Origin of the sequence: Vogesella oryzagri (assembly GCF_040148885.1) — a bacterium.
Taxonomy (GTDB): domain Bacteria; phylum Pseudomonadota; class Gammaproteobacteria; order Burkholderiales; family Chromobacteriaceae; genus Vogesella; species Vogesella oryzagri.
Window position 1 is genome coordinate 200,436 of record NZ_JBEFLD010000007.1, and the last position, 16,455, is coordinate 216,890.

The window sequence follows — 16,455 nt, forward strand, 5'->3', positions numbered from 1 at the left end:
GAGTGGGCGCAATGACATTGGCACGATAGTGGCTAAAGGCTACTGCAGCATAGATGAAATAAGGTTGGCGGGCTGCTCGCTCTAAGGTCAGGCCGGTGGCGGGCGATCTTGATCAAGTTATGCAAAATTATTATTTTGTTGTGTCGCAACATGGGGTTAAGGTGGAGCGCGGCTGCATTTTCCGCCAGCCGTTCAATCAATACAACCCAACGGGACACAAAGAGATGAGCAACAAAGCACTGAAGCTGGAAACCATTGCCGTGCACGGCGGCTACAGCCCGGACCCGACCACCAAGGCGGTGGCGGTGCCGCTGTACCAGACCACCAGCTATGCCTTCGACAGCACCCAGCACGGCGCGGACCTGTTCGACCTCAAGGTGCAGGGCAATATCTACACCCGCATCATGAATCCCACCACCGCGGTGCTGGAGCAGCGCGTGGCCGAGCTGGAAGGCGGCATCGGCGCGCTGGCGCTGGCCTCCGGCATGGCCGCCATCACCTACGCCATCCAGACCATTGCCGAGGCCGGTGACAACATCATCGCCACCAGCACGCTGTACGGCGGCACCTACAATCTGTTCGCGCACACCTTCCCGCAGCTGGGCATCACCGTGCGCTTCATCGACCCGCGCGAGCCGCAGGCGATTGCGGCCAACGTGGACGCGCGCACCAAGGCGGTATTCTGCGAATCCATCGGCAACCCGCTGGGCAATGTGGTGGACTTCGGCGCCTTTGCCGAGGAAGCGCACAAGCACGGCCTGCCGCTGATCGTCGACAACACCGTGCCGTCGCCGTACCTGTGCCGTCCGTTCGAGCACGGTGCCGACATCGTGGTGCACAGCCTGACCAAGTACCTCGGCGGCCACGGCACCAGCATCGGCGGCATCATCGTCGATTCCGGCAAGTTTCCGTGGGGCGAGCACAAGGAGCGCTTCGTGCGCCTGAATACGCCGGATGTCAGCTACCACGGCGTCAACTACGTGGAGGTGCTGGGCGCCGCCGCCTACATCGCCCGCGCCCGCGTGGTGCCGCTGCGCAATATGGGCGCCGCCATCTCGCCGTTCAATTCGCAGCAGATCCTGCTCGGCATCGAAACGCTGGCGCTGCGCATGGACCGCATCTGCGACAACACCCAGAAAGTGGCGCAACGCTTGGCCGCACACCCGGCGGTGGCGTGGGTGGAATACGCCGGGCTGGAAGGGCATGCCCAGCGTCCGCTGGTGGATAAATACCTCGGCGGCCGCGCCTCCGGCATCCTGTCGTTCGGCATCAAGGGCGGGGTGGAAGCCGGCGGCCGCTTCATCGATGCGCTGCAGCTGGTGACCCGGCTGGTGAACATCGGCGACGCCAAGAGTCTGGCCTGCCACCCGGCCTCCACCACCCACCGCCAGCTGTCGCCGGAAGAACAGCTGCGCGCCGGCGTGCGGCCGGAGATGGTGCGCCTGTCCATCGGCATCGAGCATATCGACGATATCTGGGCCGACATCGAGCAGGCGCTGCAGGCCGCCAGCTAAGGCGTCGCTGTCTGCAAAACAATGCGGCCAACCTGGGAGGGTTGGCCGCATTTTTCATGGCGGGTGTGGCTCGGGCCGCCGCGCTTACCACTCAGCCCGGCAGCGCCAGGTGCTCGACCACATCGTCGCGGCCCAGGATCTGGCACATGAAGGTCTGCATACAGGCGGTGTCGCCGGTGCTGACGAAGCGGTAACGCGCCTGCGCCGCCGGTGCCGCCGCCAGCTGGTGACGGTCCAGCAGCCGCGCGGTCTGGCGCACCACCGCGTCGCTGGGGTCGATCAGGTCAATGTGTGGCGGCAGCAATTCGCGCAGCAGTGGCGCCAGGAACGGGTAGTGGGTGCAGCCCAGCACCACGTGGTCCACGCCGGCGGCCAGCAGCGGCGCCAGCGCGCGGCCAACTGTGTCGCGTGCCTGCGCGCTGGCCAGATCGCCGCTTTCCACCAGTTCGACAAAGCCGTCGCCCGGCTGGCTGACAATCTGCACGTGCTCGCTGAACTGCTCGGCCAGCTCGCGGAACTTGCTGCCGGCCAGCGTGGCGCGGGTGGCCAGCACGCCGACGCGGCCGCTCTGCGTCGCCTGCACCGCCGGCTTGATCGCCGGCTCCATGCCGACGATCGGCAGCGCCGGATGGCGGGCGCGCAGGTGGCGCACCGCGGCGCTGGTGGCGGTGTTGCAGGCGATCAGCAGCAGCGTGGCGCCCTGCGCCAGCAGGTAGTCGGTAATCAGCTCGGAACGGGCGATGATTTCCTGCTGGCTGCGGCCGCCGTACGGGCAGTAGCCCTGGTCGGCCAGGTACAGCACCGACTCCTGCGGCAGCGCCTGCACCAGCTGGCGCCATACCGACAGGCCACCGAGGCCGGAATCGAACATGCCGATCATGCGTTGTCCTGCTCAGTTGTTCTGGATCACGATCTTGGGGATCTTGCCGGAGAAGTCGCGCGCCTTGTCGCCGACCTTCACCGCCAGCTTGCGGGCGATCTGCTGGTAGCGGGCGGCCAACTTGCCGTCCGGCTCGGCCACCACGGTGGGCTTGCCCTCGTCTGTGGCCAGGCGGATCGACAGCTCCAGCGGCAGCGAGCCCAGCACCGGCACGCCGTACTGCGCCGCCATTTTTTCGGCGCCGCCGTGGCCGAAGATGTGCTCTTCGTGGCCGCAGTTGCTGCACACGTGCATCGCCATGTTCTCGACGATGCCCAGCACCGGCACGCCTACCTTCTCGAACATCTTCAGACCCTTCTTGGCGTCCAGCAGCGCGATGTCCTGCGGCGTGGTGACGATGATGGCGCCGGTGACTGGCACCTTCTGCGACAGCGTCAGCTGCACGTCACCGGTGCCCGGCGGCATGTCGATCACCAGGTAATCGAGGTTGTCCCACAGCGTGTCGTTCAGCAGCTGCTGCAGCGCCTGGCTCACCATCGGGCCGCGCCACACCATGGCCTGGTCCTCGTCTACCAGGAAGCCAATGGACATGACCTGCACGCCGTGCGCCAGCAGCGGCTGTAGCTTGCCGGCGTTTACCTCCGGCTTGTGCCCGGCCAGACCCATCATCAAGGGCTGCGACGGGCCGTAGATGTCGGCATCCAGCAGGCCGACGCGGGCGCCTTCGGCGGCCAGCGCCAGCGCCAGGTTGGCCGCGGTGGTGGACTTGCCCACACCGCCCTTGCCGGATGACACGGCGATGATGTTCTTCACCCCCGGCAGCGGCGACAGGCCGCGCTGCACGGCATGGCTGGTGATCTGGCTGCTCACGTTCACCACCGGCTGGCGGCCGGCGGCAAACGGCGCCAGCGCGGCCAGGAATTCATCGCGGATGGCTGCAAAGCGGCTCTGCGCCGGGTAGGGCAGCGCCACGTTGACCATCAGCTGCTGCGCATCGTTGGCCGCAATGCTCACGCCCTTGGCGTGGCGGTACGGCTTGCCGGTATCGGGGTCGATCAGGTTGCCGATGGCGGCCAGGATGTCGTCGTCGCCGTGGGTCGAGGTTGGAGTCATGGTGGAGTTCCGTGCGGAAGCGTCGGCGCCGGCGCCGAACAGTTTGCCTAGTCGGGAGAACATAGCGTGTGATGGCCTGGTTGGATAGCCGACTATTTTAGTCGACTTTTCGCCGGCCAGCGAGCCGGCAACAAATGCCGGAAATAATAGCCCAAAGCCCGTGGCTTGTGACTGCCGGGCGGGTGGCCGGCGCTGCACGGTTGGCGGCCGGCTAACAAGCGTTTGCGTTGTGGCTTGGCTAAGTAGCTGATTTGTCGTAGAATCCGCCCCTTTTTTTCCAAAAGACCGGGGCGTTAGCAGCGCCCCGTTGGCTTTTGTCCCGAGGTCGAGTTTTGAGTCAGCAAGAAAAGATTTCCCGTTTGAACCTGGCCACGCTGCTGTTTCCGCTGGCGCTGGTGTTGTTCGAGTTTGCCGTCTACATCGGTAACGACATGGCGCAGCCGGCCATGCTGCAGGTGGTGCAGGAATTCGGCGTCGATGCCTCCTGGGTGCCGCTGTCGATGACCGCCTACCTGCTGGGCGGCGCACTGCTGCCGTGGCTGTCCGGCCCGCTGTCCGACCGCTATGGCCGTCGCCCGGTGCTGTTGTTCGGCGTGGCGTGGTTTACCGCCAGCTGCCTGGCCACCTATCTGGTCAGCGACATCCACAGTTATATGTTGCTGCGCGTGCTGCAGGGCTTCGGGCTGTGCTTCATCAATGCCGTCGGCTATGCCGCCATCCAGGAGGCGTATGCCGAAAACACCGCGGTGCGCGTGACCGCGCTGATGGCCAATGTGGCGCTGATCGCTCCCTTGGCCGGCCCGCTGGCCGGCGCGGCGCTGATCACACTGGCGCCGTGGCGCACCGGCTTTTTGCTGATCGCACTGTGCTCGCTGCTGGCGCTGCTGGGGCTGTGGTGGAAGATGCCGGAAACGGTGCAGCCATCGGCGGCGGTGAAGCTGACGCCGCGTGCGCTGTGGCACGGTTATACCCGTTTGCTGCGCGATGGCCGCTTTGTCCGCTCGGCGCTGTGCATCCCGTTGCTGGCGATGCCGCTGATGGCGTGGATCGCGCTGTCACCGCTACTGCTGGTGGAAGACCTGCACCTGTCGGCGCTGGAATACGGCCTGTGGCAGCTGCCGGTGTTCGCCGGGCTGATCGGCGGCAACCTGCTGCTGGCGCTGGTGGCGGAACGTTGGCCGCTGGGGCGATCGGTGCTGGTGGGCATGTGGCCACTGGTGGGTGGCCTGCTGCTGATGCTGGCCGGCGTGCTGTACGGCGGCCAGCAGCATGTGTTCCTGGTGCTGGGTATGTCTCTGATGGCGCTGGGTGAGGGGTTGTCGTTCGGCGTGCTGTACCGTTTCGCGCTTACCGCCAGCCCGCAGGCCAAGGGCATCGTCTCCGCCGGCATGAGCATGCTGTCGATGGCCGGCTACGCGCTGGGGATCGAGCTGTTCCGCTGGGGCTATCTGGCGGGCGGCATTACCGGCTTTGCGCTGCTGTCGGTCTGCACCGCGCTGGGCTTCGTGTGGCTGGCGCGCCCGCAGGTAAAACGGGCGATGGCCGAGCGTGCCGACCCGGACCTACTGCCGCAAGGGATATAAGCCAAAGGTTGGCCGCATGCTGATGCGGCCAACCTTTGCCGCTATAATCGACCGTTTTCAGAATACCAACCGGGATGCACCCAATGACCAAAGCCAGCAAACGCAAGATTCTGGTAACCAGCGCATTGCCGTACGCCAACGGCGCCATTCACCTTGGCCACATGCTCGAGCACATCCAGACCGACGTCTGGGTGCGTTTCCAGAAGATGCGTGGTCATGATTGCCATTACGTGTGTGCCGACGACACCCATGGCGCGCCGATCATGCTGGCGGCGGAAAAGCAGGGCATCACCCCGGAGCAGCTGATCGAACGCGTGAAGACCGAGCACCTGGCCGACTTCACCGGCTTCCACATCGGCTACGACAACTACTACAGCACCAACTCGCCGGAGAACAAACACTTCGCCGAGCACATCTACAAGACGCTGAAGGCTGACGGCAAGATCGTCAGCCGCACTATCGAGCAGCTGTTCGACCCGGAAAAGCAGATGTTCCTGCCGGACCGCTTCGTGAAGGGCGAATGCCCGAAGTGCAACGCCAAGGACCAGTACGGCGACAACTGTGAAGTGTGCGGCGCCACCTACAACCCCACCGAGCTGAAGAACCCGTACTCGGCCGTGTCCGGCGCCACCCCGGTGCTGAAGACCTCCGAGCATTTCTTCTTCCGCCTGGGCGAGTGCGTGGACTTCCTCAAGGGCTGGACCAGCGGCAGCAGCGTGCGCGCCGACGGCGTCAGCCAGCCGCACCTGCAGCCCGAGTCGCTGAACAAAATGAACGAGTGGATCGAGGGCGGCCTGCAGGACTGGGACATCAGCCGCGATGCGCCGTATTTCGGCTTCGAGATCCCGGATGCGCCGGGCAAGTACTTCTACGTGTGGCTGGACGCGCCGATCGGCTACATGGCCAGCTTCAAGCACCTGTGCGAACGCAGCGGCATCGATTTTGATGATTACTTCCGCGCCGATTCCGACGCCGAGATGTACCACTTCATCGGCAAGGACATCCTGTACTTCCACGCGCTGTTCTGGCCGGCGATGCTGAAGTTCGCCGGCTACCGCGCGCCGACCGGCGTGTTTGCCCACGGCTTCCTGACTGTGGATGGCCAGAAGATGTCCAAGTCGCGCGGCACCTTCATCACCGCCAAGAGCTACCTCGACTGCGGCCTGAACCCGGAGTGGATGCGCTACTACATCGCCGGCAAGCTCAACGGCCGTATCGAAGACATCGACCTGAGCCTGGCCGACTTCGTGGCGCGGGTGAATTCCGACGTGGTGGGTAAGTACGTCAACATCGCCAGCCGTGCCGCCGGTTTCATCTCCAAGCGCTTCGGCGGCCTGCTGGCGGCCAACGTTGAAGACGAAACCCGCCTGCTGGGCAATATCGCGGGTGAAGCGGAAAACATCGCCGCCGCCTTCGAGGCGCGCGAATACGCCAAGGCGCTGCGCGAGATCATGTCGATTGCCGACATCGTCAACGGCTACGTCGATGCCAACAAGCCGTGGGATCTGGCCAAGCAGGAAGGTCAGGACGCGCGCCTGCACGAAGTGTGCAGCGTGCTGATCAACGCCTTCCGCCTGCTGACCATCTACCTGAAGCCGGTGCTGCCGAAGCTGGCCGAAAGCGTGGAAGTGTTCCTCAACATCGAACCGCTGCAGTGGGCCGATGCGCAGCAATTGCTGCTGAACCACCACATCAAACCGTACCAGCACCTGATGCAGCGCATCGACCCGGTGCTGATCGACAAACTCATCGAAGCGAACAAACAGAGCATGGAAGCACAAGCACCGGCCGCTGCGGCCAACTACGAGCCGCTGGCCGACACCATCAAGATCGACGACTTCGCCAAGCTGGACCTGCGCGTCGGCAAGGTATTGGCCTGCAACTTCGTGGACGGTTCCGACAAGCTGCTGCAGTTCAGCGTCGACCTGGGTTTTGAAACCCGCAACATCTTCTCCGGCATCCGCGCTGCCTATCAGCAGCCGGAAGCGCTGGTTGGCCGCAAGGTGATCGTGGTGGCCAACCTGGCCGAGCGCAAGATGCGCTTTGGCGTGTCGCAGGGCATGATCGTGTGCGCCTCCGGCGTGGAAGATGGCTCCGGCCTGTTCCTGCTGGACGCCGACGACGGTGCCCAGCCGGGTATGCGAATCGGTTAAACCGCAACACCTGCCGGCTGTCTGCAAAACGCCCCGCATTGCGGGGCGTTTTGTTTGCACCTGTCACGGCGCTGTCATCTGCCATCGCTAAGCTGCTGTTGTAGCGACCGATACGACGACCACGCGTGTTGCCGGTGCCGTCAGCGCTGGCAACGGTATGTGCCGAAAAGTTGCGCCAGCGCAAGGCGGGAACCCAGTGAAACTACGTATGGTCAATTCAATCGTAAGCCAGTACCTTGTTGAGTTAATCTATCATTCAGTACCAATGTTCATAACAAGAATGACAATGTAAGGAAGAAATCATGCGAATCAATGAATTGCTGCCAGGCCATAACATCCTGGAAACCACCGACAACGGTGAAACCCTGCGTTTTGAAGTCGTGACCGTGCGCGCCATCGGTCGCCGTTACGAAATCACCATGCGTACGCCGGCAGGGCTGGAAAGCGTGCTGTACCCGGCCAACGCCTACGTGCAGATCGCCGCCTGAGCCGGCCAGTAAAGTTTTTCGACAAATAGCTTGACGTACCCACGGGGGTTGGGTATTATTGGTCTTCTCTGCCGCGGGGTGGAGCAGTCTGGTAGCTCGTCGGGCTCATAACCCGAAGGTCGTAGGTTCGAATCCTGCCCCCGCAACCAAATACAAGAACCTGATTCAATTGAAGAACTGAATCAGGTTCTTCGCATTTTCAGCTTACCTAAAACTGTCACAAATCTACGTTGTGACAGATCTGTGCCAACTCCAAGCACTAGTCTGTGACAGAGGGGTCAACAAACTGACCTTTGGGGATGAACAGCCTTCTCGTCTTTTTCGTAGTCACGCACCGAGCGTGGTGCAGCACCTTAAGTGTCCTTACTTTTCAGTCTTTCTGTATTTGTACAGCGCTGTTTAGCTTCTTTGGCTGGGCGTTCTGTCACAGAGAATTTTGTGGAAGACCACGTCTGGGCTAGCTTTCGGAAGAGTCCTCTGTTGTGACATCTTCGGGAATGTAAACAACTAGTTCGCCGATCTCACAGCTGAAGTAGCGACACAGTCGGTCGAGGTTGTCCGTGACGGTACTGTAACCGCGCTGACCTGCAATTTTTGACAATGTCATTCTGTTGATTCCGCATGCTTCAGCAACTTCTGCGATGGTGATGCGCCTGCCTTCTTTGAACTCCTTCTCTGCCATGAGCTCCTTGACGCGAAATCTGATCATATAAATCACCAAAAGCTAAAAAAAATAATCAAAAGCTACTTGAAACGATCTCTTTGGTGCGCTAAATTTTGATCGAACGCTAATATTTCTTAGCATTCGATCAATGAATTGCTCAAAGGATTAGATCATGTCGCACACCTATCTTACTACTACACAACTTGCCGAGCGAATTCAGTACAACGCTCGTACCATCCGCACACAACTGGTAGATACGTGCCTATTTGAAGGGCGGCACTACGTACGGCCATTTGGTCGCCGCAAGATGCTCTTCATCTGGGAAAACATTGAATCGGATATGTTGACTGAAGCGGTAGACACGATTGCCATGCCGACTGCAGGACAGGGGGCATGATATGGGGCAGGTGAGAGTACGAAAGGAGACGGGGAAGCTGTATCTGGACTTTCACTACCAGGGTGTCAGGTGCAGGGAGCAAACACGGTTACCCAACATCATGTCGACTCGCTGGACAGGCTCAAGGCCATCGAGTTTCTCGATGCATCCTGGCTGAATGCCATGGCGCTGCCAGAGGAGTTGAAGCTATTTGGTGTTACCAGCCAGCTTGCAATTGGCGAGTTGGCTGAAGCTTTGAGACAGTTTCAGCAGGACAACCCCGGGGCTGAGATACTGTTTTGGCCTGAGGGTGAGTTGTCTGACTGGGACATCCCGGTGGCTAATAGCTTGTTTGCTCAGCTACGACACGGGCTATCTTTTGGCTACAAGCTGTCTTTAATGTTACCAACTGAGCACTTGACCAAACTCGATGAAGGTAGCCGCCGAAAACTGCTTGCGCTGACTGAGTTGGGTCTGTCGCTGTTCACAACATCCGCAAAACGTTTGGAGAGCAAACAGCTGAAACTGGCGGTGTTGGCACGCTCTACGCAAGGGGTAGTACATGCGTGGGCCGTCAATAGCAATTTCTCCCTGGTCCCCGATGAGTCATGGGGCCAAAGTCAAGACGGCATTCATGTCATTGAGGGGCGGCTGGACGGTTGGCCAGCTTTGGCTACTGTTGTCCCTGACGCCCTGCAGTTGAACGCTCAACAAGATCAGCAGTTGATAGTCCAGTCCGAGTGTAATGGTGCCTTGCAGGGATTCGGTAGCCGGTTGTGGGGGTATTTATGTAGCCAGACACCAAAGTTGGCGGCGTTGCTTAACGATGAGCAGAATGCTATTACGGCAATTAGCTACTCTGATCGCTACCTTAGATCTCCTTTGGTATTGGCTTTGCTGTTGGAGTTTTTGTATGCGCTTGGTAAAACCCCTGCTGGTGAGAAGGGGCTGCCCACTATTGATCTGCGAACCAGTACATTCTCTCGTCCGCACATTACCGCCACAGCAAGGAACAGTGCGAGCCAATTTAGACACCATGACTGGAGTGATGAGGAAATTCGCAATCAGGTACTGACAGGTATTTTCGAATATGCAGGCCTGGCTATGATGGCGGATCCTGTGGTTGGAAAAATACCACATGCCCGAGAGTTGTTCCTATCTTTTGCAAGCGGCGAACAAGTTCGAATCTGCCTTGATCAAGGGGTTTCTTACTGGGCAACTGCGGGTCGGGAGTTTTTTGACTTTCATGCCAGTATTGATCAGCAAATAGATGCAGTAGCTAATATGTCTGGGAGTGTATTTGGCTATGCGCCCCATGCGACGCTAGTTTTTATCAAGTTTTTATGATTCGTCTGACTGGTTTGCTTGGCTATTCTGTTATTGACTCAATTTTTTAAGAGTAAAAATATTTGGTTTTTCAGCGAGCTTAAAGAGATACTCAGGGGCGATGATATGGTAGATCGCTTCATTTAAAATAGATGGCAATGCCTATTTGATTGATGGGCTGTTTTCATAGTGGGGCGGCCACATATGTAGTTGTATAAAATATGGGTAATTAATACTTAAGATTTGTAGAAAGACCCCAGCGGCTTTAATGTAAAGTGTGATCATAGATGTTATTGGGAGTGTGTGTTTTCCAAGTTTTGGCTAAATATGTATTGATTTTTTGTGGTTTTGAGAAATGCATATTAAGCCATTTTTATGTTGTGGAAGGTAAAATGCATTATCCAGAGTATTTGCAGATGTTTTCAAATAATGGTCAAGGGAAAATTCATGTTTCCTTGAGGGGGCATGAAGGAATTGTTAAAGATTTGGCTTTTAGTCCAAGAGAGGTAATGGCTCTGCTTAGTGATGGTGGGGATGGATTTCATCGCTACATTCGTTTTGATGATTATGTGTTTGAGGTGGTCAAATATGAAATTGACCCCCGCACACAGACCCTAACTATTACTGCCAAGCCAAAAGAGTAATATTAAAACTTCCTTCGTTTACTAGATGCATTTTTCTGTGGCTTTTAAAGTGAAAGCAATTATTCCATTTGGCATGATAGGGTCCGTTCTGGTCGACCACTTGACGCTGCGTTAGCCTAAATGGGGAAAGTTCGGTCAAGGCGGACTGCCACAAGCATGTGTGACTACGTCCGCTGCTGAGTTAGCCAAAAGTTATCTAGGAAAGTGGAGGGCAACCGGACAGTACGGTCTTATCGCCGGCCCGTGGGTTAATTTCGATGTTAAGCGTCCAGGAGGAGAAACTATGCGCAGCCCACAGTCTGTTGAGGCGCTCGAAAGCCTTGGCCGCGTTCGGTTGTCGCGCACGTTCTTTATGCGCGACTTCTTGTATAGCGAGATCAGCAATTTTTACGGTGTACCGAACATTCCTGATAACCCTGATCTTGCTATCCAGAACGGCAAGCATCTATGTGAGGAACTCCTTGAGCCCTTGCAGGCCACTTTTGGCCGCATCGCCATTCGATCAGCCTACCGATCGCCAACCGTCAATGCTCTTGGAAATGAAAAGGGCCACAATTGCGGGTCGAATGAAAGCAACGCAGCGGCACACATCTGGGATTGCCCAGACAAGAATGGGAAGTATGGGGCCATGGCCTGTGTGGTCGTTCCTTGGTTCCTCGAGCGGTATGAGGCGGGCACCGATTGGCGAGCCATGGCCTACTGGGTTCATAACCACCTGTCCTACAGCCAGCTTCAGTTCTTCCCCAGGCTTTGTGCCTTCAATATCGGTTGGCACGAAGAGCCGCAAAGGATCATCCATAGTTACGTTGAGCCGAAGGGTACATTGCTTCGCGGTACACTGCCCAATCCAGAATTTGCATCTTATTACCAAGGCTTCCCATCTCTGGCGCGTGGTGCATAACTGCGAATGCGGTTGATCAATATAGGCGGTGTTGGGCTTGGGGCAGAATAAGTCCTCTAGTCCTGATTTTCTCTGAGGAGACGGCTGAAGCGATGGGGCGGGTTTGTGATGGTATGAACGGCCCTGTGCTTCGAGATTGTGAGGCGAAAGGGTGTTGTACTACCGAAAGGTGCTGTTCAAGAATAAGGTGAAGGCACTTCCCCCTGTTTGCTTTCTGGGCAACGGCAATAATGCATAGGAGAGCAGATTATGACTTCGATCGTTTTTTTCGCGGCAGTCGCTGTGCTACCGGCTTGCCAGAGATCACATCCCCGATTTTTCTTATTGCAGCATGGTCAACTTGGCGACCATCTATAACAAATGCTAGTGCATCTTGAGCTGACATCGGGAGTAGGGGGGCTTGTTTTGGGGTTTGTCGGCTTGTCATCGTTCAATCTTTATCACTAAGCAAAGAAGGCTAGTCGGGGGGGCTGGGCTATCTTCATTTTGTGTAATTACCTGGCCATCGCTGCTCCCCCAAGGAAGTAGCTTAGCGTCGAGATCAACACAGAAAGTAGAACTTCAAGTATCTCTGCAGAGGGTCATGGCTTACTTAACCCGCCACTGTGCAAGCTTTGGTGCAAAGCGCGGATCTGGTTTCGCCGCCGGGGTGATACGTTGCGGCTGACCAAAGGCGGTAACAAGCTTGGCCTGACTCCCTTGGTGGGCTGTCTGCGAGGCTGGTTCACGCTCACTGGGGACCGGAAATTTCCACATAGCAACTCCTGATCTTTACCATTATGTATATTCTATAGTCGGCCGCGAGCGACTCAAGTACTTTAACCTCGCTTTCGACCAATATAAATCTCTGCTTTCCCGACTGTGGTGAGATGATCAGCCATGTCAGGCTGCCAATTTGTCTCGTTGGCGTCGTATGCCGTCAAAAATAGCTTCGGCCACATCAGCAGGAAAATCTAGCGCGAGTTTGCTCTCAACTTCATGCAAGACCCTATCTGTGCAATCTGCCAATTCGCTTAGCAGATCCTTGGCCCACGCTTCGGTCAGGCCGCTGCTATGCGCTTGCGCTAGCCAGTGGCGTGGTTTGATGCGATCGATCAGGTAGTGGTTGCTGTGCCCGCGTACTGCCATCGCGAGCTTGGCTTTTTGCGGCGCAATTTTGCCGGCGCCATGGCCGATGACGGGATGTGCGGACAGAATGTCGTATAGCGGTGTGGCACGGTAACGACCTCCCGGCAGATGTAACAGACTGAAGTTCTTGGCGTGACCGTCGGTGGCGGCCAACAACCAGAACACCACTTGAGCCTTGAAGAACTGACGACGGTCGGCTTCGCTGTTTTCTGATCCTGCTAGAATATCGAGGATGCGTGCAATGCCTGGGCCTCCATCGCTCTGGTACTTGAGGTGGGGCGGAGTGGCCGTGGCTTGGCAGAGGTCTTCTTGTGGCAGGCGTATCAACCAGCTGCCGTTGGTGGACAGACGTCGGTCAAAGCGTTCGACAGCTAGTACTTTCTGTTCTTCAAAGCGGGCGATGTCGCACCGGGCTACCGGTAGGCCGAATGCGGCGACCAGCTGCGCGCACAACCACTCGTTCTCGACCGAACTGCGCATGTCGGCCCGCATGCCACCTACCAGCCCCAGTGGCAGTTTCAAGATATGAGTGGTGGGTGTGCTGCCCAGTGGGCGTTGCCAGAGGCCATCGTGATATAGCAGTGCGGTTTTTTCTTGCGCCCCAGCGATGGACAGGCGCAAGTCAGCGTCGGGGGCTATCTGACCTGATAATTCAGATTGTACCGTTTGTCGCAGTAGGTTAGCGATGTCAGCCTCTTCTAGGGGCTCGCCGGTGATGCTCTGCAAGTCTTGTGGTGTTTCGTCTTCCGGTAACAGTTGTAGTGCACCCACACAGTCGCGACCTAGCGCCGCCAGCAGGGTAAACGACGCGCTGTCGCTTAGCCGGTAGCGTTGTGCCAGACGGCGGCGGATGGTATCGCTATCTGGTAGCAGGTTATCGAAATAGGCGTTGACCACTGCGCCACGATAGACGGCATTGCCGGGCAAAAACGGCAACGATAGTGACAGTGGTCGCGCTTGTGGGTGGTTGAGCCAGCTGTTGTGGTAGGAGAAAGTTTCGCCGTTGCGGGTGAGAGCCCATTCGCCGACCAGCAGGCCATTCATCCACACATTCAGCTGTTGCCGGTGACTTTTGCGGCCCATCTCACCATGCCTCGTCGCTGACTACTGCCTGTTTATCATCACGCGTATGTATCACCAGCTCCGCATCCAGTGCGCGTAGCAGTTTGCTTAGGCGCTCCACGCTGGCTGCGGCAGGGCGCGCTTCCAGTCGCGCATAACTTTGTTGGCTGATGCCAACCCGTTCTGCCAGCTGCGCCTGGGTCAGCCCGGCGCTCTGTCGAAGGCCGCGCAACATGGCGGGTAACTGTTCCGGAGTGATGATGGGATAGTGCATGGTCTCTGGTTCTGCATGATGGCTGTCATACATACTATGAGTTGTAAACAAAAAATACAACTTATGTGCTGTATTTTGTATTTACAACATATGGGGTGTGAGAGTTCAGGTTAGTTTTGCAAGGACCTGGTTGCGATTACTTGTGGTTGTGTTGGAGAGGCGGTGCGGCCAATCTGCCCGGCCTGGTTTCCCGTCAGTTGGGGCTGCTACATAGTGTCTGAGCTCTGCGGATCTGGGTAGTGGTGGCCGGGATATTGTCAGCGGCGCACTGTGTGTTGCTGCCAAGCCGAAGCGAAGGGGGAGGCAGGAAAAACGGCAGACCGAAGGTCAAAAGACCTGCAAATCACCCCAAAAAAGTGTGACACCTTTTACGCGCCACTCACATGTGGTGGCAGCCGAGGGAGCTTAAGGTGGTTTTCTGTAAGTATTTGGTATCCAATGCTATTTAAGGAGTTTGTGATTTGGTGGTGATATTGGTGACGGTGAAAATTGGCCCTCATAACCCGAAGGTCGTAGGTTCGAATCCTGCCCCCGCAACCAAATACGTAAAAGCCGCAAGTCCTCTGGACCTGCGGCTTTTTGCATTGTGCGGCATGCCGCGCAGACGGCATGCACCGTCTGCGGGTTTCAGCTTACTTCGAAATGGCCGGCCAGCTGTGCCAGGTTGCAGGCTTGCCGCGCCAGCACGCGAATGGTCTGGTTGGCGGCATCGATATGCTGATGCGACTCTTCGAATTGGGCGGCGATGTGCGTCATGCGCTCGGCCAGATGGGTGGCGCTGGCCGATTGCTGGGCATTGGCACTGGCAATTTCCTGCATCATGCCGTTCACGTTGCCGACATCGCCACGCACGGCATGCAGCTGGGTGCTGGTGCGCTGCTGTGCCTCCAGCCCGGCGCGGGTCTGGCTGGTGATGCTGGCGATGGCGCCTACCGTGCTGTCCGCTGCGCCGCGTACGTTGGCGACCAGGGTGTTGATTTCATCGGTGCTGCTGCTGGTGCGCTCCGCCAGTTTGCGTACTTCATCCGCTACCACGGCAAAACCACGGCCGAATTCGCCCGCCCGTGCGGCCTCGATGGCGGCGTTCAGAGCCAGCAGATTGGTCTGCTCGGCAATGTCATGAATGGTCTGCGTCACCACGGTAATGCCGGTGATGGCGGTGGTGAGTTCGGTAATCACGCCCTGCGTGCTTTCCACCGTGCCGGCGGCGACGGCGCCACGCTGGTGCGCAGTCTCCATCTCGGCGGCGCCGTGCTGCAGTTGCTGCTGAGAGTGCAAGCTCAATTCGGCGGTTTCGGCGGCATTCTGCGATACCTGCTCGATCGAGGCGGACAGTTCCTCGATAGAGGCGCTCATCTGCAGCACGCTGCTGTTGGCTGCCGCCATGCGCTGGTGGATATCGGCAATCGTGTGCTGCATGCGATCGGTTTCTCCGGCTACTTCGTGGGCGGTCAGTTGCACATCGTCCAGCATCACTTTCAGATGGACCTGCATGTAGGCTAGCGCGGTTTCCAGCTGCCCCAACTCGCCGGCGGCATCGATGTCCAGCGTATTGGTGAGCTTGCCTTCGGCAATATTGAAGCAGGCGCTCAGCAGGCGCTGCTGTTCCCGTCGCCGCCGTTGCTCCAGCCACCACCAGCCGCCGCTGAGCGCGATCGCGCCGGCGGCCAGCGTCCAGCCGGCGGTACCGTCCAGCAGCAGGCCGGCGCCGGTGGCCAGGCTGGTCATGCCGACGGCGTACAGGGTCTGGAAATGCGCCAGCAGGCGGCGGCGCGGTGCCGGCTTGCGCAGCGGCGCGCCCTGCAGCAGCGGCGGGTAGCTGGCTTCCGCCTGACGGATGGCTTCCCGCGTGGCCGGGCTGCGTACCGACATATAGCCGCTGATCTGACCTTTTTCCTTGATCGGCACCACGAAGGCATCCACCCAGTAGTGATTGCCGTTCTTGCAGCGGTTCTTCACCAGCCCGCGCCAGCAGTGGCCGCTCTTGATGGTGCGCCACAGGTCGTCGAACAGCACCGGCGGCATGTCCGGGTGGCGGACGATATTGTGGTTTTGCCCGAGCAGCTCATCCCGACTAAAGCCGGAAATGGCGACAAATGCATCGTTGGCATAACTGATCGCACCTTTAAGGTCGGTACGGGTAACGATAATGCCCGATTCGAATGGGGTTTCCACGCCGCTTACCGGTAAATTCTTTTTCATGACCTAACCTGGCTGACAGTGACAGCTGCGCATCATATCGACGGGGCCGGGTGCTGGCCGCTTATCCATTTGATCAAAGTCAACCGGTTGCCATTCGTTAGTAAAGGCTTATAAATAGCGCGGCTTTTACCATGGTTAGTCTAGGCG

General features: G+C 58.3%; 14 protein-coding genes, 1 tRNA gene and 1 pseudogene. 10 read left to right on the forward strand and 6 right to left on the reverse strand.

Going from position 1 to position 16,455, the window contains the following annotated elements; genetic code table 11:
* The first annotated feature begins 239 nt into the window (after window positions 1–239).
* Window positions 240–1,514, forward strand: coding sequence for an O-acetylhomoserine aminocarboxypropyltransferase/cysteine synthase family protein (locus ABNW52_RS14415; RefSeq protein ID WP_386108124.1), 1,275 nt, complete (start codon window positions 240–242; stop codon window positions 1,512–1,514).
* 91 nt (window positions 1,515–1,605) lie between these two features.
* Here the strand turns inward: ABNW52_RS14415 and murI are convergent, their stop codons facing one another.
* Together murI and apbC are read right to left on the reverse strand one after the other, a co-directional pair.
* A complete protein-coding gene (gene murI, locus ABNW52_RS14420) occupies window positions 1,606–2,394 on the reverse strand; it encodes a glutamate racemase (RefSeq protein ID WP_349589179.1) in 789 nt (262 codons plus the stop codon).
* A 12-nt stretch (window positions 2,395–2,406) separates the two neighbouring features.
* A complete protein-coding gene (gene apbC, locus ABNW52_RS14425) occupies window positions 2,407–3,507 on the reverse strand; it encodes an iron-sulfur cluster carrier protein ApbC (RefSeq protein ID WP_349589182.1) in 1,101 nt (366 codons plus the stop codon).
* Window positions 3,508–3,839: 332 nt separating this feature from the next.
* Between apbC and ABNW52_RS14430 the strand changes: the two genes are divergently transcribed.
* The 4 genes from ABNW52_RS14430 (at window position 3,840) to ABNW52_RS14445 (ending at window position 7,880) form a co-directional block, all read left to right on the forward strand.
* Window positions 3,840–5,090 carry an MFS transporter gene (locus tag ABNW52_RS14430; RefSeq protein WP_349589185.1) on the forward strand — a complete coding sequence of 417 codons (1,251 nt, stop codon included), beginning with the start codon at window positions 3,840–3,842 and terminating at the stop codon, window positions 5,088–5,090.
* A gap of 83 nt (window positions 5,091–5,173) precedes the next feature.
* Window positions 5,174–7,243 (forward strand): methionine--tRNA ligase, encoded by a 2,070-nt coding sequence (gene metG / locus ABNW52_RS14435; protein ID WP_349589188.1) that lies wholly within the window; start codon window positions 5,174–5,176, stop codon window positions 7,241–7,243.
* A 302-nt stretch (window positions 7,244–7,545) separates the two neighbouring features.
* Window positions 7,546–7,731, forward strand: coding sequence for a hypothetical protein (locus tag ABNW52_RS14440; protein WP_349589191.1), 186 nt, complete (start codon window positions 7,546–7,548; stop codon window positions 7,729–7,731).
* Between the two features lie 72 nt (window positions 7,732–7,803).
* Window positions 7,804–7,880: transfer RNA gene (locus tag ABNW52_RS14445), tRNA-Met, on the forward strand.
* A 308-nt stretch (window positions 7,881–8,188) separates the two neighbouring features.
* Here the strand turns inward: ABNW52_RS14445 and ABNW52_RS14450 are convergent.
* Complete coding sequence (locus ABNW52_RS14450; RefSeq protein WP_349589194.1) at window positions 8,189–8,413, reverse strand: helix-turn-helix domain-containing protein; 225 nt, start codon at window positions 8,411–8,413, stop codon at window positions 8,189–8,191.
* Between the two features lie 154 nt (window positions 8,414–8,567).
* On the opposite strand from ABNW52_RS14450, the gene ABNW52_RS14455 reads away from it, so the two are divergent.
* The 5 genes and pseudogenes from ABNW52_RS14455 (at window position 8,568) to ABNW52_RS14470 (ending at window position 11,642) form a co-directional block, all read left to right on the forward strand.
* Window positions 8,568–8,792 carry a hypothetical protein gene (locus tag ABNW52_RS14455; protein WP_349589196.1) on the forward strand — a complete coding sequence of 75 codons (225 nt, stop codon included), beginning with the start codon at window positions 8,568–8,570 and terminating at the stop codon, window positions 8,790–8,792.
* 1 nt (window position 8,793) lies between these two features.
* A pseudogene (locus ABNW52_RS18575) lies at window positions 8,794–8,847 on the forward strand (hypothetical protein); the annotation flags it as partial.
* 14 nt (window positions 8,848–8,861) lie between these two features.
* Window positions 8,862–10,118: a hypothetical protein gene (locus ABNW52_RS14460; RefSeq protein ID WP_349589199.1), complete on the forward strand. Its 1,257-nt coding sequence runs from the start codon at window positions 8,862–8,864 to the stop codon at window positions 10,116–10,118.
* A 266-nt stretch (window positions 10,119–10,384) separates the two neighbouring features.
* Complete coding sequence (locus ABNW52_RS14465; protein ID WP_349589202.1) at window positions 10,385–10,741, forward strand: hypothetical protein; 357 nt, start codon at window positions 10,385–10,387, stop codon at window positions 10,739–10,741.
* A gap of 283 nt (window positions 10,742–11,024) precedes the next feature.
* Window positions 11,025–11,642: a hypothetical protein gene (locus tag ABNW52_RS14470; protein WP_349589205.1), complete on the forward strand. Its 618-nt coding sequence runs from the start codon at window positions 11,025–11,027 to the stop codon at window positions 11,640–11,642.
* 882 nt (window positions 11,643–12,524) lie between these two features.
* Here the strand turns inward: ABNW52_RS14470 and ABNW52_RS14475 are convergent.
* The 3 genes from ABNW52_RS14475 to ABNW52_RS14485 all read right to left on the reverse strand — a co-directional run bounded on the left by ABNW52_RS14475 (window position 12,525) and on the right by ABNW52_RS14485 (window position 16,308).
* The gene (locus tag ABNW52_RS14475) at window positions 12,525–13,853 is read right to left on the reverse strand and encodes a type II toxin-antitoxin system HipA family toxin (RefSeq protein ID WP_349589206.1); all 1,329 of its coding nucleotides are present in this window, start codon (window positions 13,851–13,853) and stop codon (window positions 12,525–12,527) included.
* 1 nt (window position 13,854) lies between these two features.
* The gene (locus ABNW52_RS14480; protein ID WP_349589208.1) at window positions 13,855–14,106 is read right to left on the reverse strand and encodes a helix-turn-helix domain-containing protein; all 252 of its coding nucleotides are present in this window, start codon (window positions 14,104–14,106) and stop codon (window positions 13,855–13,857) included.
* 627 nt (window positions 14,107–14,733) lie between these two features.
* Window positions 14,734–16,308, reverse strand: a complete 1,575-nt coding sequence (locus ABNW52_RS14485; protein ID WP_349589210.1) for a methyl-accepting chemotaxis protein — start codon at window positions 16,306–16,308, stop codon at window positions 14,734–14,736.
* Window positions 16,309–16,455: the final 147 nt, after the last annotated feature.